The sequence below is a fragment of the Pseudomonas sp. CH235 genome, from assembly GCF_004368175.1.
Lineage (GTDB): Bacteria > Pseudomonadota > Gammaproteobacteria > Pseudomonadales > Pseudomonadaceae > Aquipseudomonas > Aquipseudomonas paraglycinae.
Genome location: NZ_RRZJ01000008.1, coordinates 55,254 through 78,841 on the forward strand (window position 1 = coordinate 55,254; position 23,588 = coordinate 78,841).

Consider the following 23,588-nt stretch of genomic DNA (forward strand, 5'->3'; position numbering starts at 1 on the left):
AGATGCGCCACCAGATACACGACCTGCTGGCCCCGCTGCCGGGGACCGCACGACAGATCCATAGCTTTCATTTCGGCCCGGACAAGGCCCAGGGCAAGATCTACATACAGTCCTCGCTGCACGCCGACGAACTGCCCGGCATGCTCGTGGCCTGGCACCTCAAACAGCGTCTGGCGGAGCTGGAAGCCGCCGGCCGCCTGCGCAGCGAAATCGTGCTGGTGCCGGTAGCCAACCCGGTCGGCCTCGAACAGGTGCTGATGGATGTGCCGCTTGGCCGCTACGAGCTGGAGAGCGGACAGAATTTCAACCGCTGGTTCGTCGACCTCAGCGAGGAAATCGGCAACGAAATCGAAGCGCAGCTGTGCGACGACCCGCAGCGCAACCTCGAGCTGATCCGTTCCAGCCTGCGCAATGCCCTCGCCCGCCACACCGCCACGACCCAGCTGCAATCCCAGCGCCTGACCCTGCAACGGCTGGCCTGCGATGCGGACATGGTGCTCGACCTGCATTGCGATTTCGAATCCGTGGTTCACCTCTACACCACGCCCGAGGCCTGGCCGCTGGTCGAGCCGCTGGCGCGCTATATCGAATCCCAGGCGAGCCTGCTGGCCACCGACTCCGGCGGCCAGTCGTTCGACGAGTGCTTCACCCTGCTGTGGTGGCAATTGAAGGAGCGCTTCGGCGAACACTTCGAGATCCCACTGGGCAGCTTTTCGGTCACCGTCGAGTTGCGCGGTCAGGGGGATGTCACCCATCCGCTGGCCAGTCGTGACTGCCAGGCGCTGATCGATTACCTGATTCATTTCGGCGCCATCGTCGGCGAGCCCAAAGCCTTGCCGGCCCTGCCGCATCCCGCCACACCGCTGGCCGGCGTGGAACCGGTGGCCACTCCCGTCGGCGGGCTGCTGGTGTACAGCGCCACACCCGGCCAGTGGCTGGAAGCCGGGCAGAAAATCGCCGAAATCATCGACCCGATCAGCGACCGGGTCACGCCAGTCCATTGCACCGCTTCCGGTCTGCTCTATGCCCGCTCGCTGCGGCGCATGGCCACTGCCGGGATGGTGATCGCCCACGTCGCGGGCGCCGAAGCCTATCGCAGCGGCTATCTACTTTCGCCTTGAGGATGCCTGTCCCATGTACAAATTGACCGTTGAAGGCCTGCACAAAAGCTATGGCGACCATCAGGTGCTAAAAGGCGTCTCGCTCAAGGCCAAGACCGGCGACGTGATCAGCCTGATCGGCGCCAGCGGCTCGGGTAAAAGCACCTTTTTGCGCTGCATCAACTTTCTCGAACAACCCAACGACGGCGCGATGAGCCTCGACGGCCAGGCGATCCGCATGGTCACCGACCGCCACGGCATGCACGTGGCCGACGCCGATGAACTGCAACGCCTGCGCACCCGCCTGGCTATGGTATTTCAGCACTTCAACCTGTGGAGCCACATGACCGTGCTGGAAAACATCACCATGGCCCCGCGCCGGGTGCTGGGCTGCAGCAAACAGGAAGCCGACGACCGCGCCCGGCGTTATCTGGAAAAGGTCGGTTTGCCGGCGCGAGTGGCGGATCAATACCCGGCATTCCTTTCCGGCGGCCAGCAGCAACGGGTGGCGATTGCCAGGGCATTGGCGATGGAGCCGGAAGTCATGCTGTTCGACGAACCGACTTCGGCGCTGGACCCGGAACTGGTCGGCGAAGTGCTCAAGGTGATTCAGGGCCTGGCCGAAGAAGGCCGGACCATGATCATGGTCACCCATGAAATGAGCTTTGCGCGCAAGGTCTCGAGCCAGGTGCTGTTCCTGCATCAGGGACTGGTGGAAGAAGAAGGCGCACCCGAAGAAGTGCTGGGCAATCCGAAAAGCGAACGCCTGAAGCAATTCCTCAGCGGCAATCTCAAGTAAAACTATTGCCCGGCCGGCGCGGTCATTGAAGGAACACCTTCAGAGCACACGTCGCCGGCATGGGCACTTCCACCGACTTCGCCAAACATTGGTTCAGCGCCCGCGACTGGAAGCCGTTCGCCTTTCAGAAACAAGTGTGGGCGGCAGTCAAACGTGGCGAATCCGGCCTGCTGCACGCCAGTACCGGCGCCGGTAAAACCTACGCGGTGTGGTTTGCCGCGCTCAATCGGTTTGCCCGCTCCAGGCCTGCTGCTGAAACCACCCGCAAACGCCCACCGCCGGCCGAACCGCTGACAGTCTTGTGGATCACCCCCATGCGCGCGCTGGCTGCCGACACCGCGCGCGCCCTGCAAGCGCCGCTGGACGATCTGCAGATCCCCTGGAGCGTCGGCCTGCGCACCGGCGACACCGGCAGCAGCGAACGCGCCCGGCAAAACCGGCGCCTGCCCACGACATTGATCACCACCCCGGAAAGCCTGACCCTGATGCTCGCCCGAGCCGACTCTCAAACGGCGCTGTCGACATTGCGCATGGTCGTGGTGGATGAGTGGCACGAATTGCTCGGCAACAAACGCGGTGTGCAACTGCAACTGGCCCTCGCCCGGTTGCGCCGCTGGCAGCCGGGGCTGATCGTCTGGGGCGTTTCCGCAACGCTTGGCAATCAGACCCACGCCGAACAGGTGCTGATCCCAAAGGGCGACGGAATCAGTATTCAGGGGCAAAGCGAAAAGTCGCTCAAGGTCGACACCCTGCTCCCACCGCAGATCGAGCGTTTTCCCTGGGCCGGGCATATCGGCTTGAAGATGTTGCCGCAGGTCGTTGCCGAACTGGACGTCTGCGCCAGCAGCCTGGTGTTCACCAACACCCGGGCGCAATCGGAAATCTGGTATCAGGCGTTGCTGGAAGCGCGACCGGACTGGGCCGGCTTGATCGCCCTGCACCACAGCTCGCTGTCCCGCGACACCCGCGACTGGGTCGAGCAGGCGCTGAAGAACGGCCAACTCAAAGCCGTGGTCTGCACGTCAAGTCTGGATCTGGGAGTGGATTTCCTGCCCGTGGAGCGGGTGCTGCAGATTGGCTCGGCCAAAGGCGTGGCGCGCCTGATGCAGCGTGCCGGACGTTCGGGCCATGCGCCCGGAAGAACGTCGCGGGTCACCCTGGTGCCGACACACAGCCTGGAACTGATCGAAGCCGCGGCCGCCCGCGATGCCGTGGCGCAGCGGCGGATCGAACCGCGACTGTCCCCGCACAAACCGCTGGATGTACTGGTGCAGCATCTGGTCAGCATGGCCCTGGGCGGTGGCTTTGTTCCCGATGAGCTGTACGAAGAAGTCCGTGACGCCTGGGCCTATCGTGACCTGACGCTCGCGGACTGGGCCTGGGCGCTGGCTTTCGTACGCCACGGCGGGATGTCGCTGACGGCGTACCCGGATTACCGCCGGGTCGAGCCGGATGAACACGGGATCTGGCGCGTCCCCGATGCCCGCCTGGGGCGCCGCCATCGCATGAGCATCGGCACCATCGTCAGCGATGCCAGCATTCATCTGAAGTTCTGGAGCAAGGGCGGAGGCGGCAAACAGCTGGGCAGCGTTGAAGAAGGCTTTATCGCTCGCCTCAAACTTGGCGATGGGTTTCTGTTCGCCGGTCGCTTGCTGGAGCTGGTGCGGGTGGAAAACATGACCGCCTATGTCAAACGCAGCACGGCGAAAAAAGCCGCGGTGCCGCGCTGGAATGGCGGGCGCATGCCGCTCTCCAATGAATTGGCCGAAGCCGTGGTCAGCCGCTTCAGCGCGGCGGCACACGGTGAGTTTGCCGGCCCGGAAATGCACGCCTTGCGCCCGCTGCTGGAAACACAGATGCGCTGGTCGGGCCTGCCGACAGACAACAACCTACTGGCCGAAGTGCTGAAATCCCGCGAAGGCTGGCACCTTTTCCTCTACCCGTTTGCAGGACGCCAGGTGCATCTGGGCCTGGCCAGCCTGCTGGCGTGGCGGGTCAGTCAGCGTTTGCCTGTGACTTTCTCGATTGCGGTCAACGATTACGGACTGGAATTGCTCAGCGCCACGCCCGTTGACTGGCCTGTGCAACTGGATGGCGCCCTGCTCAGTCCCGAGGACTTATTGAGGGATGTGCTGGCCAGCCTCAATGCGGGGGAACTGGCACTGCGCAGGTTTCGGGAAATCGCGCGGATTGCCGGGCTGGTGTTTGCCGGTTACCCCGGCGCGCCGAAAAGCACCCGTCAGGTGCAGGCCTCCAGCGGGCTGTTCTTCGAAGTGTTCAAACAATACGACGCCGACAACCTGCTACTGGCGCAGGCCGGGGAAGAAGTCCTGCGGGAAGAACTGGATATTCGTCGACTGGAACAGACATTGGAGCGGATCAACCGGATGAAACTGGACATGCACCTGATCAAACGTCCTACACCGCTCGGGTTTCCATTGCTGGTGGAACGCATGCGCGAAAGCATGAGTTCGGAAAAACTCGCCGACCGCATCCGCCGAATGGTCGGCGATCTGGAACAAACTGCCGACAAGGGCCAATCCTGATGAACGCGCCCTACCCGGTGCGTCTGGCAGGCGAAGACCTCTGGCTGCTGCCGGAAAAGGCACTGTACTGGCCGGCGCAACAGGCGCTGCTGATTGCCGATGTGCATTTCGGCAAGGCTGCCGCTTACCGGCGCCTGGGGCAGCCGGTGCCGCAGGGCACGACAGCGAGCAACATCGCCGTGATCGAGCAGTTGCTGGCGAAACTGCCGTGTCGGCAACTGATCTTTCTTGGGGATTTTCTGCACGGGCCCGGTTCGCATGCCCCGGGCACTTTGAGTGCTTTGGCTGAGTGGCGCTCACGCCACGCCGATCTGCCGATCACGCTGATTCGCGGTAATCACGATAAACGCGCCGGTGATCCGCCAGCGACGCTGAACATTCGGGTGGTGCCGGAGCCGATGCTGCTCGGGCCCTTCGCGTTGCAGCACGAACCCGATCCGCACCCGGAACGCCACGTGCTTGCAGGCCACGTTCACCCGGTCTATCGATTGAACGGCAAGGGGCGTCAGCGTTTGCGTCTGGCGTGTTTCAGGCTGGGGGAACGCATCAGCCTGCTGCCGGCGTTTGGCGCCTTCACCGGCGGTTATCCGGTGGAGAAGGAAGACAGCTGTCGGATCTATGTCATTGGCGACAACGAAATATGGCCCGTCGGCTGAAGTCCTGTTCAGGATTCAGCCGACGGGCCATACATTCGATCAAGCGACAGGCGCAGGTGGCGGTTTGTCCGGCAGCGTAGGCTCGCCGGGCTCGGTTGGTTCTTCGTTGGGGGTATCGGGATCGGGCTGGTGAGGAATTCCGCCAGCCATGGCGATGGGCGGGTGTGCCAACAAGGACCAGGCCAATACGCCAATCTGATTGGGCTCGAGCCTTGCCAGTTCGGCAGTGATTTGCGGATCGATCTTCATGGAGCACTCCTCGGCGAAGGCCCGTCCCGCTGTTCGCGAAACGGGCAGTACACCCCATAGAGTGTCTACCCGCCGAAGAATTCCCGGTAACTGCCGGATGGACGGATCAGGTGCGCGGCAGGGTCACGCCACGCTGGCCCTGGTACTTGCCCGCACGATCCTTGTAGGAGACTTCGCATTCCTCGTCGGATTCGAGGAACAGCATCTGCGCCACGCCTTCGTTGGCGTAGATCTTCGCCGGCAGGTTGGTGGTGTTGGAGAACTCCAGGGTCACCTGGCCTTCCCACTCGGGCTCGAGCGGAGTGACGTTGACGATGATGCCGCAGCGAGCGTAAGTGCTTTTGCCCAGGCAGATGGTCAGGACGTTGCGTGGAATACGGAAGTATTCAACGGTCGTGGCCAGGGCGAAGGAGTTTGGCGGAATGATGCAGACGTCGCTGTGGACATCGACGAAGCTGCCAGCGTCGAAGTTTTTCGGATCGACGATGGCCGAATTGATGTTGGTGAACACCTTGAAATGATTGGTGCAACGCACATCGTAGCCGTAGCTCGACACACCGTAGGAGATCACACGGCTGTCGTCGCTGCCACGTACCTGGCGCTCGACGAACGGCTCGATCATGCCGTGTTCCTGCGCCATGCGGCGAATCCACTTGTCCGATTTGATGCTCATGGCGGGTGTCCTGAATAGCGAGGTGGAAAAAATCTGTCCGGCATCTTACCGGGCGCGCCGCCGGGTTCAAAGTCCGGGCTGCAAATCTCGGCGAACGTGCAGGAATTACGCGGCCTGGCGACGAACCGTCACACCGCCGATCCCTAAAACAGAGAAACCTTCGCAAGAAGCATTGGCACGTTCCGGAAAAAGGGTTAAGGTGGCGCCACTGTGCTGCTTGTGTCACTGAGAATCTCTACACGATATGTTGAATTTCGATCCAACCATCTACAAGAATTTTTCCTGCTCTTTGCACTCAGTCTCGGCCAGGGTTCTTCCTGAGTCGCAGTTATCTTTGTTCAAGGAGTTACACCATGTCTAATCGCCAAACCGGTACCGTTAAGTGGTTCAACGATGAAAAAGGCTTCGGCTTCATCACTCCACAATCCGGTGACGACCTGTTCGTTCACTTCAAAGCTATCCAATCCGACGGCTTCAAAAGCCTGAAAGAAGGCCAACAGGTTTCTTTCATCGCTACCCGCGGTCAGAAAGGCATGCAAGCTGAGGAAGTACAAGTTATCTAACTTGTAGCTTCTTTAGTAAAAGGCCCCGCCCTCAAAAGCGGGGCTTTTTTGTGGGCGTCTGTTTTTCCAGGCGCAAAAAAAAGATCGCAGCCTGCGAAGGCTGCGATCTTTTTTGTTGCTTACCAAGCGACGCCGAAGCCGGCGGTGTAGCGGGTCTTGCTCAAGTCCGCATCCTCGGTGCCGCTGATGATGTCGCGCTCAGCCTTGAGGTTGAGGGATGCCCAGTCGGTGACCTTGTAGCGCAGGCCCATTTCCGCATCCAGCGCGTAGTCAGCCACGCCGGACAACGGCTTGCCGACTTCGCCATTGGTGAAGAACTCGACTTTCTTGCCGATCAGGTAGCGGTTGTAGTCCCACTTCATGGCGACTGAATAGAAGTTGTCCTTGCTGCCATCGCGGTACTGGTAGTCCGTGCGGTTGAGCAGCGAGCCGAGGGAGAACGCCCCCAGCTCGTCATCCCAGAACTGGTAACCCGGACCGGTACCGACCACGCGCTGGCGCGCCAGCTCTTCGATGTGATCGCGCTTGTAGTTCAGGCGGCCCTGCCAGAACCACTTGTCCGTCAGGAAGCGGTCGAGTGCGTACTCGGCGCGCCAGTTGTCGGTGGTGGTCACGTCGTCCTGCACTTCGCGGTTGTACTCGCCCTCGGCGGTGTGCCGCCAGCGACCATGGCGGGCGGACGTCTTGAAGCCGATGTCGTAGTCGTCGGTGTCCTTTTCCGCACGCTGGTAATCCAGCGCCAGGTCGACATTGCCCTTCCACACCAGATCCTCGACCACCGGTTTGGGCTTGAGAATCTGCTGAATGCTCGCCAGCTCCACGGTTTTCGGCGCTTCGCCGTTGGCCAGGGTGACCTTGCCGTCTTCGGCGGCGCTCAGCGACTTGGCCTTCTCGCCATTGTAGGCGTCCTGCTTGACCAGCAACTCCTGATCGCTCTCCAGAGTCTTGACCTGCTTCCAGTCGATGGTCACGGCCCCGGCGTACTGGGTCTGGACCAGCAACTTGCCGCCGTCGAACAGCGTGATTTTACCGCTCAGCTTGTCACCGTTCTTCAACCAGACGGTGTCGGCAAGCAAAGGTGTGGACGCACTGAAGACAGCAAGGCACAGCAGGGTTCTGGACAACATAAGCGAATCGAAGACTCAAGTTTGCGAAAAAAGGGTCGGCATTATCCGTAGGAATAATTCCCTGACAAGGAGTGACCCGGCTAATTCTGTTGAGTTCATTTCTCAATTGCCCCTCCACCGATTACGCTTAAGCACATAACGCGATCAAGTTCAGGAACCGCGCACGTGACAGACCCGATGCATGCCTGCGAAAACGATCCGCAAATCCGACGCACGGCACTCTATTCCACCCTCGCCCAAGTGCCTGAGGGCAAAGTCGTCAGCTATGGTCAGTTGGCCGAACTGGCGGGATTGGGGCGCGCCGCCCGCTGGGTCGGCCGGACCCTGAGCCAATTGCCCGGCGACACCAAACTGCCCTGGCACCGCGTACTCGGCGCCGGCGGTCGGATCAGCCTGCCGGCGGGCAGCCCGTCCGGGGACGAACAGCGGGCTCGATTGCGCATGGAAGGCATCACCGTCCTGAACAATCGTGTGGATATTCGGCGCCATGGCTGGCGTCCGGTAGAGCACAGCGGTTAGAGTGCGCGCTTTGTTTTCGCAATCTTGAGGCAGACTTCAGCCCATGCCCCGTAAAACCTGGCGCGCCGCGCTCGCCGCCTATGCCAGTCCTTCGACGCTCGTGCTGTTGTTGCTGGGTTTCGCCGCCGGCCTGCCGTACATGCTGGTGTTCTCGACACTTTCGGTCTGGCTGCGTGAAGCCGGTGTGGCCCGCGAGACGATCGGCTACGCCAGCCTGATCGGTCTGGCCTACGCCTTCAAATGGGTCTGGTCGCCCCTGCTCGACCAATGGCGCCTGCCGCTGCTGGGCAAGCTGGGTCGTCGCCGTTCGTGGCTGGTACTTTCACAGACGCTGGTGATCCTCGGTCTGATCGGCATGGGCTTTTGCGACCCGCAAAAACACCTGTCCTGGCTGATCGCCATCGCGGTGGTCGTTGCATTCGCCTCCGCCACCCAGGATATCGCCGTCGACGCCTATCGACTGGAAATCGCCGAAGACAACCGCCAGGCCGCACTGGCCGCCAGTTACATGTCCGGTTATCGGATCGCCGCCCTGCTCGCGACCGCGGGTGCGCTGTTTTTCGCCGAGGGCTTCGGCTCTACAGGCTTCAAGTACCAGCATTCGGCCTGGACCGGCACCTACGTGCTGTTCGGTGCCCTGATGGTGCCTGCCCTGCTCACCACCCTGCTGATGCGCGAGCCGCCGGTGCCGTTGCGCACCCAGTTGCAGGCGGGGCGTTACACCTTCATGCATCAGTTGATGTCGGTGTTCGTGCTGATCATTTTGCTGGTCTCCGTGCCGGCCATGTTCACCCAGCTCTACAACACCGATTTCGCCAGCGTGCTGTTTGGCGACATGAGCCCGCTGGACCTGCTGCTGGAAGACCGGGCGTTCTTGCGCGCGATTCTCTACACCACGCTGACCTGCCTGTGCCTCTCGGCCATGGGCCGTCGCGGTCTGGCGCCGGTGCTGACACCGGTCAACGACTTCATCCTGCGCTACCGCTGGCAGGCGTTGCTGCTGCTCGGCCTGATCGCCACCTATCGAATGTCCGACACGGTGATGGGCGTGATGGCCAACGTGTTCTACATCGACCAGGGTTTCACCAAGGACCAGATCGCCAGCGTCAGCAAGATCTTCGGTCTGATCATGACCCTCGTCGGCGCCGGCATGGGCGGTCTGCTGATCGTGCGCTTCGGTATCCTGCCGATCCTGTTCATCGGCGGTGCCGCGTCGGCGGGCACCAATCTGCTGTTCCTGATGCTGGCCGACATGGGCCCGAACCTGCAGATGCTGGTGGTGACGATTTCCCTCGACAACTTCAGTTCGGGCCTGGCCACCTCGGCGTTCGTCGCCTACCTGTCGAGCCTGACCAACCTGAAGTTCTCCGCCACCCAGTACGCCCTGCTCAGCTCGATCATGCTCCTGCTGCCACGCCTGATCGGCGGCTACTCCGGGGTGATGGTGGAGAAATTCGGTTATCACAACTTCTTCCTTATCACCGCGCTGCTCGGTGTTCCGACCCTGGTGCTGATCGCCCTGCACTGGTTCCAGGAAAGCCGCCGCGAAGGCCCGACGCCGACCCCGGAACCTGCACCGACCTCCGTCGTGGAAGAATCGTAAGACATCTCGCACCCGGCGAGAGGCTTCGCGCCGGGGTTGCACTTCTGTACGTCGGCGGATCTCGCCGTTACACTGCTCCGTCATTTCCAGTCATAGCAACCGACAACGGCCAACCATGCGCACCAGTCAATTTTTGCTCGCCACACAGAAAGAAACGCCTTCCGACGCGGTCGTGATCAGCCACCAGCTGATGCTGCGCGCCGGCATGATCCGCAAACTCGCCTCGGGCCTGTACACCTGGCTGCCGATGGGCTTGCGAGTGATGCGCAAGGTGGAAGCCATCGTTCGCGAAGAAATGAACGCCGCCGGCTCTCTGGAAGTGTTGATGCCGAGCACCCAACCGGCCGAGCTGTGGCAGGAATCGGGACGCTGGGAAGAATACGGCCCTGAGCTGCTGCGCATCAAAGACCGCCACGGTCGTGATTTCTGCGCGGGCCCGACCCACGAAGAAGTGATCACCGATCTGATGCGCAACGAGTTGAGCAGCTACAAACAGCTGCCGATCAACCTGTACCAGATCCAGACCAAATTCCGTGACGAAATCCGTCCACGCTTCGGCCTGATGCGCGGTCGCGAATTCATCATGAAGGACTCGTACTCCTTCCATGCGGATCAGGCGTCGCTGCAGATCACCTATGACCGCATGCACGAAGCGTACTGCAACATCTTCACCCGCCTGGGCCTGAAGTTCCGTCCGGTGGAAGCCGACAACGGGTCGATCGGCGGCGCCGGCTCCCACGAATTCCACGTGCTGGCCGAGTCCGGCGAAGACGACATCGTCTTCAGCAACGGTTCCGACTACGCGGCGAACATCGAGAAGGCCGAAGCCGTGCCGCGTGAAACCTCGCGCGCCGCGCCAAGCGAAGAGCTGCGCCTGGTCGACACACCAGACACCAAGACCATCGCGGCCCTGGTGGAGAAATTCAATCTGCCGATTGAAAAGACCATCAAGACCCTGATCGTGCACGCGGAAGAAGAAGGCAAGCTGATTGCACTGATCATCCGTGGCGACCACGAGCTGAACGAAATCAAGGCTGCCCAGCAACCTGGTGTTGCCAGCCCGCTGGTCATGGCCTCCGATGGCGAACTGCGTGACGCCATTGGCGCCGGTGCCGGCTCCCTCGGCCCGCTGAACCTGCCGCTGCCAATCATCATCGACCGTTCGGTCGAGCTGATGAGCGACTTCGCCATCGGTGCCAACATCGACGACAAGCACTACTTCGGCGTGAACTGGGAGCGTGACCTGCCGGTTCCGACCGTGGCCGACCTGCGTAACGTTGTAGCTGGTGACCCAAGCCCGGACGGCAAGGGCACCCTGGAAATCAAGCGCGGCATCGAAGTCGGGCACATCTTCCAGCTGGGCAACAAGTACAGCAAGGCGATGAAGTGCGAAGTGCTCGGCGAGAACGGCAAGCCGGTGACCCTGGAAATGGGTTGCTACGGTATCGGTGTTTCCCGCGTGGTGGCTGCAGCCATCGAGCAGAACAACGACGAAAACGGCATCATCTGGAGCGACACCCTGGCGCCGTTCCAGATCGCCCTGGTGCCGCTGCGCTATGAAACCGAGCTGGTGCGCGAAGCCACCGACAAGCTGTACGCGGAACTGACCGCGGCCGGCTTCGAAGTGCTGCTGGACGACCGCGACAAGAAAACCAGCCCGGGCATCAAGTTCGCGGACATGGAGCTGATCGGCATTCCGCACCGGATCGTGGTCAGCGACCGCGGCCTCGCCGAAGGCAACCTGGAATACAAGAGCCGTACCGAAGGCCAGGCGCAAGCGCTGCCGGTTGCCGACGTGCTGTCTTTCCTTCAGGCCCGTATCCGCCGCTGAAACCAGATAGAGACGTCATGTTCAAGCGAAACACCTTAGGCCTCGGTGGTGCCGCCCTGTGCGGCACCCTGCTGGTCAGCGGCTGTGCCAATCACATGTCACAACGCAGCGAGCACGAGGAACGTGTCGAGCGCAAACTGCTCGATCACAGCCTGCAGATCGATGTCGGCGAGCCCAAGGTGCTTGAGCTGCCGCAACGGCGCGTGAAGATCAACGAACAGAAGACTTTCGAAGTCACCGAGTTCGAGGTCACCCGCCATTACGACCGTTACACGCCTTACCAGCCATGGCGGGAGATCTACGAGATTCCGCTGGGCGCGGTGGCGGTGGTCGGCGGCGTCGGCGCGAACGTGGTCAACGTGTTTGCCCTCGGCAATCTGCCCGACAGCGTGACACGGGACTGGCTCAGCTACGGTTTCGCCGGCCTCAACCCGTTCATGAACGTGCAATCCAACGGTCGCGCGCAACAGAACCTGGCCGGCATCGACGAAGTCCAGCGCGACAAGCGCACGGAATATTCGAGCCTGCCGTGGAGCGAGCGCCCGGTTCAGGTCAAGGTTGGCAAGCAGACCTTCGACATGACCACCGATCGAAACGGCGTGCTGCGCCTGAACCTGCTGGACAGCCCGTTCGCCGAAAACGACCTCAATCATGTGGGCAAACTGCAGATCAGCGTCGAAGACAGCAAGGATGACGTGCATTCCGACTCGTCTTTGGCGATCAGCACTCACCTGCGCGGCAAGCTGCTGGAAGCTCACGGGCTGATCTACGACGATCTGGAAGACGACGAAGTGAGCCAGTGGGTGCACCGGGTCAAGCGTCTGTCGGAACTGGGTCTGGAAGAAGAAGCCAGTGAGCTGGAACAAAGCCTGATCGAACTGACCCGCAACGATCCCGAGTTGCAGGCCGAATTCCTCAAGTCCCTGACCCGGGATGCGGGGCGTCTGGTGGCGGATCCGGGGCCGAACTGAAACCCCTGAAAAAATGCCCGAACCTGCTTCGGGCATTTTTTTGCTCGTCTATCGCTCGAACAGCTCCATCTGCTCGAACCCGCCGCGCAAATCCTCGAGCCGCACACCCACTCCCAATAGCCGTACCGGTTTGCCACCGCGATTGAACGCTTGCGTCAGCATCAACTGGTAACTGCCCAGATCCCGCCCTGCCCCGGCCTGCTCCAGCGTGGTCTGGGTGAAATCGTGAAACTTCACTTTGACGAACGGCTTGCCCGGCCGGTAGCTGCTGTCGATCCGCGCCATGCGGGTTTTCAGGGTTTCCAGCAATTCCGGGAGCTTGTCGAGGCAACTGCGCAGGTCCGGCAGATCGACGTCGTAGGTGTTTTCGACACTGATCGACTGACGGCGACTGTCGTTGTGTACCAACCGCTCATCAATCCCACGGGCCAGACTCCACAATCGCTCGCCAAAACTGCCGAATTCCCGCACCAGCGCCAGCTTGTCCCACTCGCGCAATTGCAGACAGTCACTGATACCGAGCCTGCTCAGCTTGTCGGCGGTGACCTTGCCCACCCCGTGCAACTTGCTCACCGGCAGACCACTGACAAAGTCTTCGACCTGATCCGGGGTGATCACGAACAATCCGTTGGGCTTTCTCCAGTCGCTGGCGATCTTGGCCAGAAACTTGTTCGGCGCCACGCCGGCGGAGACGGTGATGTGCAATTGATTGGAAACCCGGCGACGAATGTCCTGGGCAATGCGCGTGGCGCTGCCGCCGAAATGCGCGCTGTCCGAGACATCAAGATAGGCCTCGTCCAGGGAAAGCGGCTCGATCAGGTCGGTGTAATCGCTGAAGATCGTATGAATTTCCTTCGAGGCCTCGCGATAGGCATCCATTCGCGGCTTGACGATGGTCAGGTCCGGGCACAGCTTCAAGGCATGCCCGGACGACATCGCCGAACGAACGCCATAAGCCCGCGCCTCATAGTTGCAGGTGGCGATCACCCCGCGCCTGTCCGCCGAGCCACCCACCGCCAACGGCTTGCCGGCGAGACTCGGGTCATCCCGCATCTCGATGGCGGCGTAGAAACAGTCACAGTCGACGTGGATGATTTTTCGCTGAGTCATGACAGAAAAGTAAACGTGGCGAGCCGGACCGGCAGTATCTCACTGACACCTGTATATAGCACCAGTGGTAGGAATGTTCTTTTCAGTTTGTAGGAAACGGACTTTGAATTTATTTTCTCAATCGAAAACCAACCTCCAATAGAGCTGAAACCCTTGCCCTGCCTGACCTGCAGCCCCCGAAAAGACCGTCCGTCAGCGCTAACCGATTGAAGCTGAAGAGGTTTTATCCAAATTGAAGGTTGACACCCCGGCGTTCCCCTGTAGAATGCCGCCACACAGACGCGGGATGGAGCAGTCTGGTAGCTCGTCGGGCTCATAACCCGAAGGTCGTCGGTTCAAATCCGGCTCCCGCAACCAAACATCAAAAAAGGCTACTCGAAAGAGTGGCCTTTTTTGTATCTGTGGAAAAAGTCCTTTCGCAACAATGATCTGTCACTGTGCAGTACCGTTCAGGATCTGAAGACCGCCAAGTTGCGACTATGCTTGAAGTCGCGGGCAAGGCGTCTGCAATCCAGGAGCTGCCCTCGCCGATACCCGGTGAGAGGCGTAGTATTTTGTGATTATTTTTTTCTACAGGGATTGGTAACTTGGCTGGATACCTCCATCCTGTCGCGCACAATCCAAGAGGTGATTGATGCGCGCCAACTCGTCTGATTCACAAGACACCGTCACAGCAAACCCACCGATCAAACCTGAGCGTTTGCGCCTGCTGGATCGGATCAGCAAATACCGGCAACCGATCGGTCTGGCGGTCACTTTGCTGCTGTTCGCCATTGCGCTGATTGCCTGTCGCCATCTGCTCAGCGAACTCGATCTCGACGCCTTGCACGACTCGATTCTCGACGTGCCGAAACCGGCCCTGCTCGGTGCCCTCGGTGCGACAGTCGTCGGCTTCATCATTCTGCTCGGCTACGAATGGTCGGCCAGCCGTTATGCTCGCGTGACGCTGGCGCCGAAAGTGCTGGCACTGGGCGGCTTCACCGCGTTTGCCATCGGCAACGCCATCGGCCTGTCGATGCTGTCCGGTGGCTCGGTGCGATACCGTCTATATGCACGCCATGGCCTGGGCGCTTCCGAAGTCGCGCACATGACCCTGTTCGCCAGCCTGTCGCTGGGCTGCGCTCTGCCGCCGCTGGCCGCGCTTGCGACCCTGAGCAACCTGCCCGCCGCCTCACAGGCACTGGGGCTCTCCGAGACCTTGTTGGGGACGGTTGCCGGCGTGGTGCTGCTGCTCGGCGCGATCCTGGCCATCGGCATCTATCGCCGGCGCCTGCCGGAACAACCTTATCCGGAAAACCTGCTGGTCCGTGCCGGTCGTCGCACCCTGCGCCTGCCGGGTCGTCGCCTGACGTTCCTGCAACTGGTCATCACCGCCCTCGACGTCGCCGCCGCTGCAACCGTCCTTTATCTGTTGCTGCCGGAAGCGCCGCCCTTCGGTGCGTTCCTGCTGGTTTATCTGCTGGCACTGGCCGCCGGTGTACTCAGTCACGTTCCAGGTGGCGTAGGTGTCTTCGAAGCCATTCTGCTCGCGGCGTTTGCCGACAAACTCGGCGCCGCGCCATTGGCTGCCGCCCTGCTTCTGTATCGCCTGATCTACGTGGTGCTGCCGTTGCTGGTGGCCTGCGTGCTGTTGCTGATCAACGAAGGCCAGCGCCTGTTTCAGTCGCAGACCATGCGTGCGGCTTCCGGCCTGGCAGCACCGATTCTCGCGGTGCTGGTGTTCCTGTCCGGCGTGGTGCTGCTGTTTTCCGGCGCGACGCCAGAGATCGACACCCGTCTGGAACACATCGGTTTTCTGATTCCTCACCGTCTGGTCGACGCCTCGCACTTTGGCGCCAGCCTGATCGGCGTGCTGTGCCTGATGCTCGCCCAGGGCCTGCGTCGCCGGTTGTCGGCGGCGTGGATGCTGACCACCATTCTTTTGCTGGTGGGCGCCCTGCTCTCGCTGCTCAAGGGTTTCGACTGGGAAGAAGCGACCCTGATGACCCTCACCGCCGCGCTACTGGGGGTGTTCCGTCGTTCGTTCTACCGCCCAAGCCGCCTGACCGAACTGCCGTTCTCGCCGCTGTATCTGGTGGCCAGTCTGTGCGTACTCGGTGCTTCGACCTGGCTTTTGCTGTTCGCTTATCAGGACGTTCCGTACAGCCATCAACTGTGGTGGCAGTTCACCCTCGACGCCGACGCCCCGCGCGGCCTGCGCTCTCTGCTCGGCGCCGCCGTGTTGCTGCTGGTAATCGCCCTGACCTGGCTGCTGCGCACCGCTCGCCCGGTGATCCATCTGCCGACACCGGATGAACTGGAACGCGCCTCGAAGATTCTGATGGCCTCCTCGCAACCGGACGGCGGCCTGGCCCTGACCGGCGACAAGGCGCTGCTGTTTCATCCCAACGACGAAGCCTTCCTGATGTACGCCCGTCGCGGCCGCAGCCTCGTGGCCCTGTACGACCCGATCGGCCCCGGCCAGCAACGGGCCGAAATGATCTGGCAGTTCCGCGACCTGTGCGACATCCATCACGCCCGCCCGGTGTTCTATCAGGTGCGCGCCGAGAACCTGCCGTACTACATGGACATCGGCCTGACCGCGATCAAGCTCGGCGAAGAAGCCCGGGTCGATCTGCATCGTTTTGACCTGGAAGCCAAGGGCAAGGAGATGAAAGACCTGCGTTACACCTGGAACCGTGGCACCCGCGACGGCCTTTCGCTGGAAATCCATGAGCCGGGCCAGGCGCCGATGGATGAGCTCAAGGTGATTTCCGATGCCTGGCTGACCGGCAAGAACGTGCGCGAGAAAGGCTTCTCCCTCGGCCGCTTCAGCGACGATTACCTGAAGCATTTCCGCATCGCGGTAATTCGCTTCGAAGGCCGCCCGGTGGCGTTCGCCAACCTGCTCGAGACCTACAGCCATGACCTGGCCAGTCTCGACCTGATGCGCGCGCACCCGGACGCCCCCAAGCTGACCATGGAATTCATGATGGTCGGTCTGATTCAACACTATAAGAGTCACGGATACGCGCGCTTCAGCCTGGGCATGGTGCCGCTGTCGGGGTTGCAACCCCGGCGCGGGGCACCGCTGACCCAGCGTCTGGGCTCGATGGTTTTCCGCCGTGGTGAGCAGCTGTACAACTTCCAAGGCTTGCGCCGCTTCAAAGACAAGTTCCAGCCTGACTGGGAACCCCGTTATATGGCCGTGCCAGCCGGACTCGATCCGCTGGTGGCGCTGGCCGACACTGCTGCCCTGATCGCGGGCGGCTTGACTGGATTGGTGAAACGCTGATGATTCAACGCTCCCTGAAGTACATCCTGGTCGCACTGCTGGTGCTGGCCGCGATTGCCGGCGGCGGTTTCTGGTACCTCAAACGCCCGGCACCGGAACCGACCCTCGAACAGCTCACCCCGGCCGATGGCGCCGCCATGACCCGGGTTATCCCTGGCACCAAGCCCAAGGCTCAGGTGCTGGTGGCGGTCAACGACGACCAGAAGCTCAGTGACAAGCAACTGACCACCCTGAGCCGCAGCGCCTCGGCGCAGATCGTCCAGGTGATCCTGCCCAAGGACTGCCTGCTGCAAAGCCGCGCCCTGCAAGCCGGCCTGCGTGAACTGAACGGCCCGGCGACGCTGGTCAGCGGCATCGGCCCTGGCGCCGTGCTGGCGTGGCGCTGGCTGTCCGAGCAGAAGGACGACAAGGCGCAAGCCGTATCGGTCGACCTGGCCCTGGAAAAACCCGGCTGCACCCACCTGCTGCCAAAAGCCGCCGCCCACGGCCACTGGCTGGTGGCGTGGAACGACAACCCGGACGACACCAGCGCCGGTTTCGTACGCGATCAACCGAACGCAGAAACCAGCATCAGCGACTACGACATCAACCTGCCGCAAGTGCTGAACAACGAACTGCGCAAGATCCTCGTCGGCGGCGACAAGGCCAACGGCGGCTTGCAGATCCCGGTGGTGGAAGTCCCGGCCGGCCAGGCCAAGGACACTGTGACCCTGTTCCTGTCCGGTGACGGCGGCTGGCGCGACCTCGACCGCGACGTGGCCGGTGAAATGGCCAAGATCGGCTACCCTGTCGTCGGCATCGACACCCTGCGCTACTACTGGCAGCACAAGAGCCCGGAACAGAGCGCCCTGGACCTGACCGAACTGATGCAGCACTACCGCCAGAAATGGGGCACCAAGCGCTTCATCCTGACCGGTTACTCATTCGGCGCCGACGTCCTGCCGGCCATCTACAACCGCCTGCCGGAAACCGAGCAGCAGCGCGTCGACGCAATCATCCTGCTGGCCTTCGCCCGCACCGGCAGCTTCGAAATCGAAGTCGAAGGCTGGCTCGGCAACGCCGGCAAAGAAGCCGCCACCGGCCCGGAAATGGCCAAGCTGCCACCGGCCAAGGTCGTTTGCATCTACGGTGAAGAAGAAACCGACGAAAGCGGCTGCACTGACAAGACGGCGGTGGGCGAAGCAGTGAAACTGCCTGGTGGCCACCACTTCGATGAGAACTACCCGGCGCTGGCCAAGCGTCTGGTGGATCTGATCGAGAAGCGCCAGAACTCGGCGCAGGTGGCGGAAGAGTGATCTGAAGCGCCCCCAAAAAAGCCCCCGCAACCTTAGGGTTGCGGGGGCTTTTTTACGCAAACTTGAAGCACTTCCTGCCAGTCAAACCCTGTATCGATGCCAAGACTAAAACTGAACATCTATCCATGTGATGTCATCTTCAACCTCGATACAGCTGCCATCCGGCGATTCTAACAAGCTGCTTTGCTGCGACTCGGTTAGCTCCGCCCAAAAGCCATCGGTTGCAAACACCAGTCGCTCTCTTAAACCCAACGGATGAAACACAAAGTCAGGGGTCGGTGGGCGACTCACCTTCAAGCATCGAGTCACCCGGTGCCGAGCCGGATCCTGCGCCAGCTCGAAGTGGGAACGGTCACGCCTCCAATTGGCTTTACAGTGCGGCGACGTAATCCATTCGATCACGCCTGCCGACGTCACAACACCGCAAGAACAATCACCCTCATACGCAAGCGTGAGTTTGCCATGAGCAGCGACACCCATCACATAACAAGCGGCGCCTGTCTGGCTTGCAAACAAGACGGGATGGAGGTCGGCCAGCATAGAAACCAGTACCTGTTCAACCGCTCCGTACTCAGTGATATCGAGGCCCTGATCAAAGTGTTTTGACCAGACCGCTAAAACACTTTTCACAAAGGACTCAGCCAACTGGCCGCTGCCAACCCTCGAAGTACCGTCTGCGATAACAAATACGCCGCTCTCTCCATCACAGAGCGCTCCAGCAAAGTCATGATTGGTTTGCCTGGCTCGCCCCGTTAGCGATCTGGCGTGGTATTTCATGCGCTGCCCAGTTCTTTCATGCGCCCATGAATGATTTGCCCTCTTCCCGGATTGGCTTGTACCGAGCCAGAGCTTTCAATCACATAGTCGACGCCACCGAGCCCCCTGAGTGCTCGAACTCCAGTCGTGATGAACTCCTTTAGCTCGGAATCCGCTTGTCGAACCTCTTCTAAAAGCTCTGGACGTCCATCAATCAAGATAATGATGTCCTCGACATCTTTATGGTATGGATCGCCACCGCCCCGACCGGTGAAGGCTTCCAGTTTTGTCGCAAGAAAATAGGTCGGTTTGAATATCTGGATTACGGTACCGCTGGGCAATGTAAATTTATCAGCCCGTGCCAAGCCCTCTACAAACCAGCGGTTGGCATATCCGAGAACCTCGGGATCAGATGGCATCACATCAACGACGATATCGTTGAAGCGGAAACGACAGTTGACTTCATCCTCGCCGGTAATCTTGAAATTCCTGGCCGACAATCGTTCGGTAAGCTGCTGCCAGGCGCTAATACCCGCCAGCTCGATCACCAGGTCAACATCATCGGTGAAACGAATGTCGTCCAGCACAACAGGATCGGTTACCAGCATGGCTGTGGTGCAACCTCCAACAAACGCAACCTCCACGAGAAACGCCTCTCCCAAGCCTTCGGCGACAAACTCTATCAGCTCGTAGTTGTGATCAGCGTTTGATGACATGTTATTTCAGTCCCATCCCTGCTTTTAGAATATTGACCGCGACACCGCCCTCTCGCGGGCCTCCAAGGCGGATTGCATCAGCAAGCGCAAGATAGTGGTAAAGAATCCTGTCCTTTTTCACGGCTTCCGGCACTGTCTTGTAGAGCGGCTCTATCGCCTTACCACGCTCCGTTCCAAATGCATCAGGCCAGACCGGAATCAGTCCGCCTGCACTTTTGATGCTTTTGGACAGTGCCGGGGCTGCGAAACCCGTCGGGATACCGCGAACCATTGCGCCGGGCTTTACGGGGAAAAAATACTTTAGAGCGTGCTCGGTGATGCTTAGTAGCTGCCGCCGATTAACTTTCGCAAGCCCCGTGTCGTAGTCATTGGTGAGCAGACCGGACTCACGACATCTGGCGAGGGAATTTGATACCTCGCTTTTGCTTAGCCCGAGAGCGGCAGACAACGCCCGCAATGAGTAAGCCTCACTCCAGCTTGCCAGCGGCGGGACAGCTACCGGCTCCGACCACCCTTCCCACCCCGCCTCATCGTCCAGGGGCGAATCGAAGTCCTGTCGACGGAATACAGTATCTTCACCATCAGTGGAGTAGGTGACCAATGGCTGCCCTACCTGTCCTCCTGCGGTCATTTGGCTGACCACATAAGGCTTCAACAGCTCCTCAACCCTGTTCGAATTCGACTCTGACTCCATTACACCAAGGAGGTTTTCCTCCTGAGCGTGAAGGCTGGCCATCTTGAACAAAAGCAAAATATCTTGACTCTTCATGAAGCCTATAACTCCAAGTGTCCACATTCCATAAAACGTGGACACTTGTCTCATTCAGAATATCTGATCGTCAAGCCTTTTATTCGGCCTCACTTGTTGTGGTGCCCACACAAAATCCACCGTCCCTGAAATTGCTCGCCACCTTAGTTCCGCTGACCGGTGTAGCAATATCAGATGACGTCCGCATACCTTGTAGGCAAACTCCTAATCTCGTGTTTGGGCACTTTGCCGCCCTGTTGCGCTGTTTTTCGACGGGATACTCTCCAGAGGTCGCTGACCCTTCAGTGATCGGGTGTGGTAACCCGGACAAACCAGCGCAACAGCGCCCTCATCTAAATCACAGGCACTTTCATTTCTGTGATCTCGAGTTATGGCAGCTGTGCGTGGGACGCCTTCGGGCGTGCCGGTTTCCTTGGTTCCCGGTTTACCACCCTGCGTACAGCTGCCTCCCTTTCGTGTGGTAACGGAAGTCGCAGCTCCTCGAACCAAGGAGTAGCACCATGACCGAAACGAAATCGCCGTCCCCCGCAGACCTCACAACCATCGGTTTCACCTCTTTCCTCTACAGCTCGGATCAGGCGTTACTCAACGTTCGCTCCGGCGTTCCCATCGTCGAAGCACTGTCCCAGGCTTCAGACTTGCTGTTTCTCGCCAAATCCTTCGCCGAGGATGCCGCCTACGACAAGGAAAGCGACCGCCACGCCTGGGCCGCGCATTACCTGACGATAGTCGGCAAGGCCTTGGTCGACGACGTGATGAAGGCTCTGATGCCGCGACCTGCGAGAACGAAGACCGAATCTGAGGCAGAACTGCCAGAAAGCATGTAACGGCACAAAAACGAAAAAGCCCCCGCCAGCCGCAAAACTGACGGGGGCTTTTCAGTTGAGACGGGGTTACATCTCCACCTGCGTCCCCAGCTCAATCACCCTATTCAGCGGCAGATTGAAGAACCGCAGGTTCCCATTGGCATTCTTCAACATGAACGCAAACAACGCTTCACGCCAACGGGCCATGCCTTCAAGTTTCGAGGCAATGACCGTTTCGCGGCTGAGGAAGTAAGTCGTACGCATTGGGCTGAAGTCGAGGTCATCCAGATGGCACAGCTTCAGTGCCTGCGGCACGTCCGGTTCGTCGGTGAAGCCGAAGTGCAGGATCACCCGGAAGAAGCCTTCACCGTGAGCCTCGACTTCGAAGCGTCGGGATGGCGGGACGCGCGGGATGTCTTCGTAGACCACCGTCAGCAGCACCACTTGCTCATGCAACACCTGGTTGTGCAGCAGGTTGTGCAACAGCGCGTGCGGCACCGCGTCGGAGCGGGCGGTGAGGAACACGGCGGTGCCCTGCACGCGGTGCGGTGGCTGCACGCGGATGCTGCTGATGAAGATCGGCAGCGGCAGCGCGCCCTCGTCGAGGCGCTCGACCAGCAGTTGCTTGCCGCGCTTCCAGGTGGTCATCAGCACGAACAGCGCGATACCGGCGATCACCGGGAAGGCACCGCCCTGGACGATCTTCGGCACGTTGGCGGCGAAGTACAGGCCGTCCACCAGCAGGAAGCCGAGCAGCACCGGCACCGCCAGAATCGGTGGCCATTTCCACAGCAGCAACATGACTGCCGAGACCAGAATCGTGGTCATCAGCATCGTGCCGGTCACCGCCACGCCGTAGGCCGAGGCCAGGGCGCCGGAGGATTCGAAGCCGATCACCAGCAACACCACGCCGACCATCAGCGACCAGTTCACGGCGCCGATGTAGATCTGGCCCTGCTCGTCGCTGGAGGTGTGCTGGATGTACATGCGCGGGATGTAACCGAGCTGGATCGCCTGACGGGTCAGGGAGAACGCACCGGAAATCACCGCCTGGGAGGCGATCACCGTGGCCAGGGTCGACAGACCGACCAGCGGAATCAGCGCCCAGCTCGGCGCCAGCAGGTAGAACGGGTTACGCGCCGCTTCCGGGTTCTCCAGCAGCAGGGCGCCCTGACCGAAATAGTTGAGCACCAGCGCCGGCAGCACCAGCAGGAACCACGCACGGGCAATCGGCTTGCGACCGAAGTGGCCCATGTCGGCGTACAGCGCTTCGGCACCGGTCAGCGCCAGCACCACGGCACCGAGGATGGCCACGCCCATGCCGGTATGAACCATGAAAAAGCGCACGGCCCAGACCGGGTTCATCGCGTGCAGCACTTCCGGGTAGTGGCTGATACCGTAGACGCCGAGGGCGCCGAGGACAAGGAACCAGGTGACCATGATCGGCCCGAACAGAATGCCGATCCGCGCCGTTCCGTGCTTCTGGATCAGAAACAACCCGACCAGCACCACCAGTGACAGCGGCACCACCCAGTGGTCGATGCCGTCGAAGGCCAAGCCCAGACCTTCAATGGCCGAGAGCACGGAAATCGCCGGGGTGATCATGCTGTCGCCATAGAACAGCGCCGCGCCGATCAGCCCGCAGACCACCAGCAACGTACGCAACCGCTTGCGCCCCGCCGCTGCCCGGCGAGCCAGCGCGGTGAGCGCCATGATCCCGCCTTCGCCCTGGTTGTCGGCGCGCAGGACGAACATCATGTACTTGATTGAAACGACCCAGATCAGCGACCAGAAAATCAGCGACAGAATGCCGAGCACTCCGTCGTGATTGACAGGCACGCCGTAAGCGCCGGAAAACACTTCTTTGAGGGTGTACAACGGGCTCGTGCCGATGTCGCCGTAAACTACCCCGACCGCCGCGACCAGCATGCTCAGCGGCTTGGTGGCCGAACCTTCGGCGCCTGCCGCGTGACTACTTGCCTGACCCATCCAACACTCCTGATTCCCAGACCGGCTTCTTAGATGAAGCACTATGCTTTGTGTGCAGCATGCGCGTTTTTACGCCCTGTAACAGACGTTTTCTTGACTGTAAAAATTCAGTAAAGCGCAACGGCGCGAAGCATAGCGCAGCACTCGTCGTATTTCCCTGCATAAAGCTGGTCAAGTGCGCTGCTCGTCGCTAGAATTGCGCACTTTTTGATCAGAGGCGCACTTCAAGCGCCCGT

Annotated in this window: 20 protein-coding genes and 1 tRNA gene; 13 read left to right on the plus strand and 8 right to left on the minus strand. The window is 60.7% G+C overall.

Annotated features, from left to right (window positions below):
• Window positions 1-2 precede the first annotated feature (2 nt).
• The 4 genes from EIY71_RS11050 to pdeM are packed head-to-tail and all read left to right on the plus strand — an operon-like array spanning window position 3 to window position 5,101.
• Entirely contained in the window at window positions 3-1,121 is a 1,119-nt protein-coding gene (locus EIY71_RS11050; protein WP_134021720.1) for a succinylglutamate desuccinylase/aspartoacylase family protein, read from the plus strand.
• Window positions 1,122-1,134: 13 nt separating this feature from the next.
• Complete coding sequence (locus EIY71_RS11055; protein WP_007954993.1) at window positions 1,135-1,899, plus strand: ABC transporter ATP-binding protein; 765 nt, start codon at window positions 1,135-1,137, stop codon at window positions 1,897-1,899.
• Window positions 1,900-1,958: 59 nt separating this feature from the next.
• Entirely contained in the window at window positions 1,959-4,445 is a 2,487-nt protein-coding gene (locus EIY71_RS11060) for a ligase-associated DNA damage response DEXH box helicase (RefSeq protein WP_134021722.1), read from the plus strand.
• Complete coding sequence (gene pdeM, locus EIY71_RS11065) at window positions 4,445-5,101, plus strand: ligase-associated DNA damage response endonuclease PdeM (RefSeq protein ID WP_134021724.1); 657 nt, start codon at window positions 4,445-4,447, stop codon at window positions 5,099-5,101. Before EIY71_RS11060 ends, pdeM begins: the two co-directional genes overlap by 1 nt.
• A gap of 39 nt (window positions 5,102-5,140) precedes the next feature.
• Here the strand turns inward: pdeM and EIY71_RS11070 are convergent, their stop codons facing one another.
• The gene (locus EIY71_RS11070; RefSeq protein ID WP_085605329.1) at window positions 5,141-5,350 is read right to left on the minus strand and encodes a hypothetical protein; all 210 of its coding nucleotides are present in this window, start codon (window positions 5,348-5,350) and stop codon (window positions 5,141-5,143) included.
• A 106-nt stretch (window positions 5,351-5,456) separates the two neighbouring features.
• Window positions 5,457-6,023: a dCTP deaminase gene (gene dcd / locus EIY71_RS11075; RefSeq protein WP_007954988.1), complete on the minus strand. Its 567-nt coding sequence runs from the start codon at window positions 6,021-6,023 to the stop codon at window positions 5,457-5,459.
• A 353-nt stretch (window positions 6,024-6,376) separates the two neighbouring features.
• Between dcd and EIY71_RS11080 the strand changes: the two genes are divergently transcribed.
• Window positions 6,377-6,586 carry a cold-shock protein gene (locus tag EIY71_RS11080; RefSeq protein WP_002554837.1) on the plus strand — a complete coding sequence of 70 codons (210 nt, stop codon included), beginning with the start codon at window positions 6,377-6,379 and terminating at the stop codon, window positions 6,584-6,586.
• Window positions 6,587-6,705: 119 nt separating this feature from the next.
• Here the strand turns inward: EIY71_RS11080 and EIY71_RS11085 are convergent, their stop codons facing one another.
• Window positions 6,706-7,713 (minus strand): DUF481 domain-containing protein, encoded by a 1,008-nt coding sequence (locus tag EIY71_RS11085; RefSeq protein ID WP_007954986.1) that lies wholly within the window; start codon window positions 7,711-7,713, stop codon window positions 6,706-6,708.
• A gap of 177 nt (window positions 7,714-7,890) precedes the next feature.
• Here EIY71_RS11085 and EIY71_RS11090 point away from each other — a divergent pair, with 177 nt between their 5' ends.
• The 4 genes from EIY71_RS11090 (at window position 7,891) to EIY71_RS11105 (ending at window position 12,637) form a co-directional block, all read left to right on the plus strand.
• A complete protein-coding gene (locus tag EIY71_RS11090) occupies window positions 7,891-8,232 on the plus strand; it encodes an MGMT family protein (protein WP_011332761.1) in 342 nt (113 codons plus the stop codon).
• A gap of 43 nt (window positions 8,233-8,275) precedes the next feature.
• Complete coding sequence (locus tag EIY71_RS11095) at window positions 8,276-9,835, plus strand: AmpG family muropeptide MFS transporter (RefSeq protein WP_085748168.1); 1,560 nt, start codon at window positions 8,276-8,278, stop codon at window positions 9,833-9,835.
• Window positions 9,836-9,950: 115 nt separating this feature from the next.
• Window positions 9,951-11,666, plus strand: coding sequence for a proline--tRNA ligase (locus EIY71_RS11100; RefSeq protein ID WP_134021726.1), 1,716 nt, complete (start codon window positions 9,951-9,953; stop codon window positions 11,664-11,666).
• Between the two features lie 17 nt (window positions 11,667-11,683).
• Window positions 11,684-12,637 (plus strand): hypothetical protein, encoded by a 954-nt coding sequence (locus tag EIY71_RS11105; protein WP_134021728.1) that lies wholly within the window; start codon window positions 11,684-11,686, stop codon window positions 12,635-12,637.
• A 48-nt stretch (window positions 12,638-12,685) separates the two neighbouring features.
• Here the strand turns inward: EIY71_RS11105 and dinB are convergent, their stop codons facing one another.
• Window positions 12,686-13,747, minus strand: a complete 1,062-nt coding sequence (gene dinB, locus EIY71_RS11110) for a DNA polymerase IV (protein ID WP_085683305.1) — start codon at window positions 13,745-13,747, stop codon at window positions 12,686-12,688.
• A gap of 280 nt (window positions 13,748-14,027) precedes the next feature.
• On the opposite strand from dinB, the gene EIY71_RS11115 reads away from it, so the two are divergent.
• From EIY71_RS11115 to EIY71_RS11125, 3 genes are all read left to right on the plus strand, one after another.
• Window positions 14,028-14,104: transfer RNA gene (locus tag EIY71_RS11115), tRNA-Met, on the plus strand.
• A 277-nt stretch (window positions 14,105-14,381) separates the two neighbouring features.
• Complete coding sequence (gene mprF / locus EIY71_RS11120) at window positions 14,382-17,021, plus strand: bifunctional lysylphosphatidylglycerol flippase/synthetase MprF (protein WP_134021730.1); 2,640 nt, start codon at window positions 14,382-14,384, stop codon at window positions 17,019-17,021.
• Window positions 17,021-18,316: a virulence factor family protein gene (locus EIY71_RS11125; protein WP_134021732.1), complete on the plus strand. Its 1,296-nt coding sequence runs from the start codon at window positions 17,021-17,023 to the stop codon at window positions 18,314-18,316. The genes mprF and EIY71_RS11125 overlap by 1 nt, the downstream gene beginning before the upstream one ends.
• Before the next feature lie 105 nt (window positions 18,317-18,421).
• On the opposite strand, the gene EIY71_RS11130 is transcribed toward EIY71_RS11125, so the two are convergent.
• From EIY71_RS11130 to EIY71_RS11140, 3 genes are read right to left on the minus strand one after another with little or no spacing between them, the layout of a single operon-like run.
• Entirely contained in the window at window positions 18,422-19,093 is a 672-nt protein-coding gene (locus EIY71_RS11130) for a PP2C family serine/threonine-protein phosphatase (protein WP_085748164.1), read from the minus strand.
• Window positions 19,090-19,788 carry a hypothetical protein gene (locus EIY71_RS11135; protein ID WP_085748163.1) on the minus strand — a complete coding sequence of 233 codons (699 nt, stop codon included), beginning with the start codon at window positions 19,786-19,788 and terminating at the stop codon, window positions 19,090-19,092. Before EIY71_RS11135 ends, EIY71_RS11130 begins: the two co-directional genes overlap by 4 nt.
• 1 nt (window position 19,789) lies before the next feature.
• Window positions 19,790-20,557: a MarR family transcriptional regulator gene (locus tag EIY71_RS11140; protein WP_134021733.1), complete on the minus strand. Its 768-nt coding sequence runs from the start codon at window positions 20,555-20,557 to the stop codon at window positions 19,790-19,792.
• Between the two features lie 500 nt (window positions 20,558-21,057).
• Between EIY71_RS11140 and EIY71_RS11145 the strand changes: the two genes are divergently transcribed.
• Window positions 21,058-21,384 (plus strand): DUF3077 domain-containing protein, encoded by a 327-nt coding sequence (locus EIY71_RS11145; RefSeq protein ID WP_085748162.1) that lies wholly within the window; start codon window positions 21,058-21,060, stop codon window positions 21,382-21,384.
• A gap of 66 nt (window positions 21,385-21,450) precedes the next feature.
• Here EIY71_RS11145 and EIY71_RS11150 read toward each other — a convergent pair whose 3' ends face one another.
• Window positions 21,451-23,292, minus strand: a complete 1,842-nt coding sequence (locus EIY71_RS11150; protein ID WP_371857361.1) for a potassium transporter Kup — start codon at window positions 23,290-23,292, stop codon at window positions 21,451-21,453.
• Window positions 23,293-23,588 lie beyond the last annotated feature (296 nt).

Bases quoted from the DNA above. Each gene is read 5' to 3' on its own strand.
- EIY71_RS11050 (WP_134021720.1), top strand. From the start codon at position 3: ATGCGCCACCAGATACACGACCTGCTGGCCCCGCTGCCGGGGACCGCA.
- EIY71_RS11055 (WP_007954993.1), top strand. From the start codon at position 1,135: ATGTACAAATTGACCGTTGAAGGCCTGCACAAAAGCTATGGCGACCAT.
- EIY71_RS11060 (WP_134021722.1), top strand. From the start codon at position 1,959: ATGGGCACTTCCACCGACTTCGCCAAACATTGGTTCAGCGCCCGCGAC.
- pdeM (WP_134021724.1), top strand. From the start codon at position 4,445: ATGAACGCGCCCTACCCGGTGCGTCTGGCAGGCGAAGACCTCTGGCTG.
- EIY71_RS11070 (WP_085605329.1), bottom strand. From the start codon at position 5,350: ATGAAGATCGATCCGCAAATCACTGCCGAACTGGCAAGGCTCGAGCCC.
- dcd (WP_007954988.1), bottom strand. From the start codon at position 6,023: ATGAGCATCAAATCGGACAAGTGGATTCGCCGCATGGCGCAGGAACAC.
- EIY71_RS11080 (WP_002554837.1), top strand. From the start codon at position 6,377: ATGTCTAATCGCCAAACCGGTACCGTTAAGTGGTTCAACGATGAAAAA.
- EIY71_RS11085 (WP_007954986.1), bottom strand. From the start codon at position 7,713: ATGTTGTCCAGAACCCTGCTGTGCCTTGCTGTCTTCAGTGCGTCCACA.
- EIY71_RS11090 (WP_011332761.1), top strand. From the start codon at position 7,891: ATGCATGCCTGCGAAAACGATCCGCAAATCCGACGCACGGCACTCTAT.
- EIY71_RS11095 (WP_085748168.1), top strand. From the start codon at position 8,276: ATGCCCCGTAAAACCTGGCGCGCCGCGCTCGCCGCCTATGCCAGTCCT.
- EIY71_RS11100 (WP_134021726.1), top strand. From the start codon at position 9,951: ATGCGCACCAGTCAATTTTTGCTCGCCACACAGAAAGAAACGCCTTCC.
- EIY71_RS11105 (WP_134021728.1), top strand. From the start codon at position 11,684: ATGTTCAAGCGAAACACCTTAGGCCTCGGTGGTGCCGCCCTGTGCGGC.
- dinB (WP_085683305.1), bottom strand. From the start codon at position 13,747: ATGACTCAGCGAAAAATCATCCACGTCGACTGTGACTGTTTCTACGCC.
- mprF (WP_134021730.1), top strand. From the start codon at position 14,382: ATGCGCGCCAACTCGTCTGATTCACAAGACACCGTCACAGCAAACCCA.
- EIY71_RS11125 (WP_134021732.1), top strand. From the start codon at position 17,021: ATGATTCAACGCTCCCTGAAGTACATCCTGGTCGCACTGCTGGTGCTG.
- EIY71_RS11130 (WP_085748164.1), bottom strand. From the start codon at position 19,093: ATGAAATACCACGCCAGATCGCTAACGGGGCGAGCCAGGCAAACCAAT.
- EIY71_RS11135 (WP_085748163.1), bottom strand. From the start codon at position 19,788: ATGTCATCAAACGCTGATCACAACTACGAGCTGATAGAGTTTGTCGCC.
- EIY71_RS11140 (WP_134021733.1), bottom strand. From the start codon at position 20,557: ATGAAGAGTCAAGATATTTTGCTTTTGTTCAAGATGGCCAGCCTTCAC.
- EIY71_RS11145 (WP_085748162.1), top strand. From the start codon at position 21,058: ATGACCGAAACGAAATCGCCGTCCCCCGCAGACCTCACAACCATCGGT.
- EIY71_RS11150 (WP_371857361.1), bottom strand. From the start codon at position 23,292: ATGCTGGTCGCGGCGGTCGGGGTAGTTTACGGCGACATCGGCACGAGC.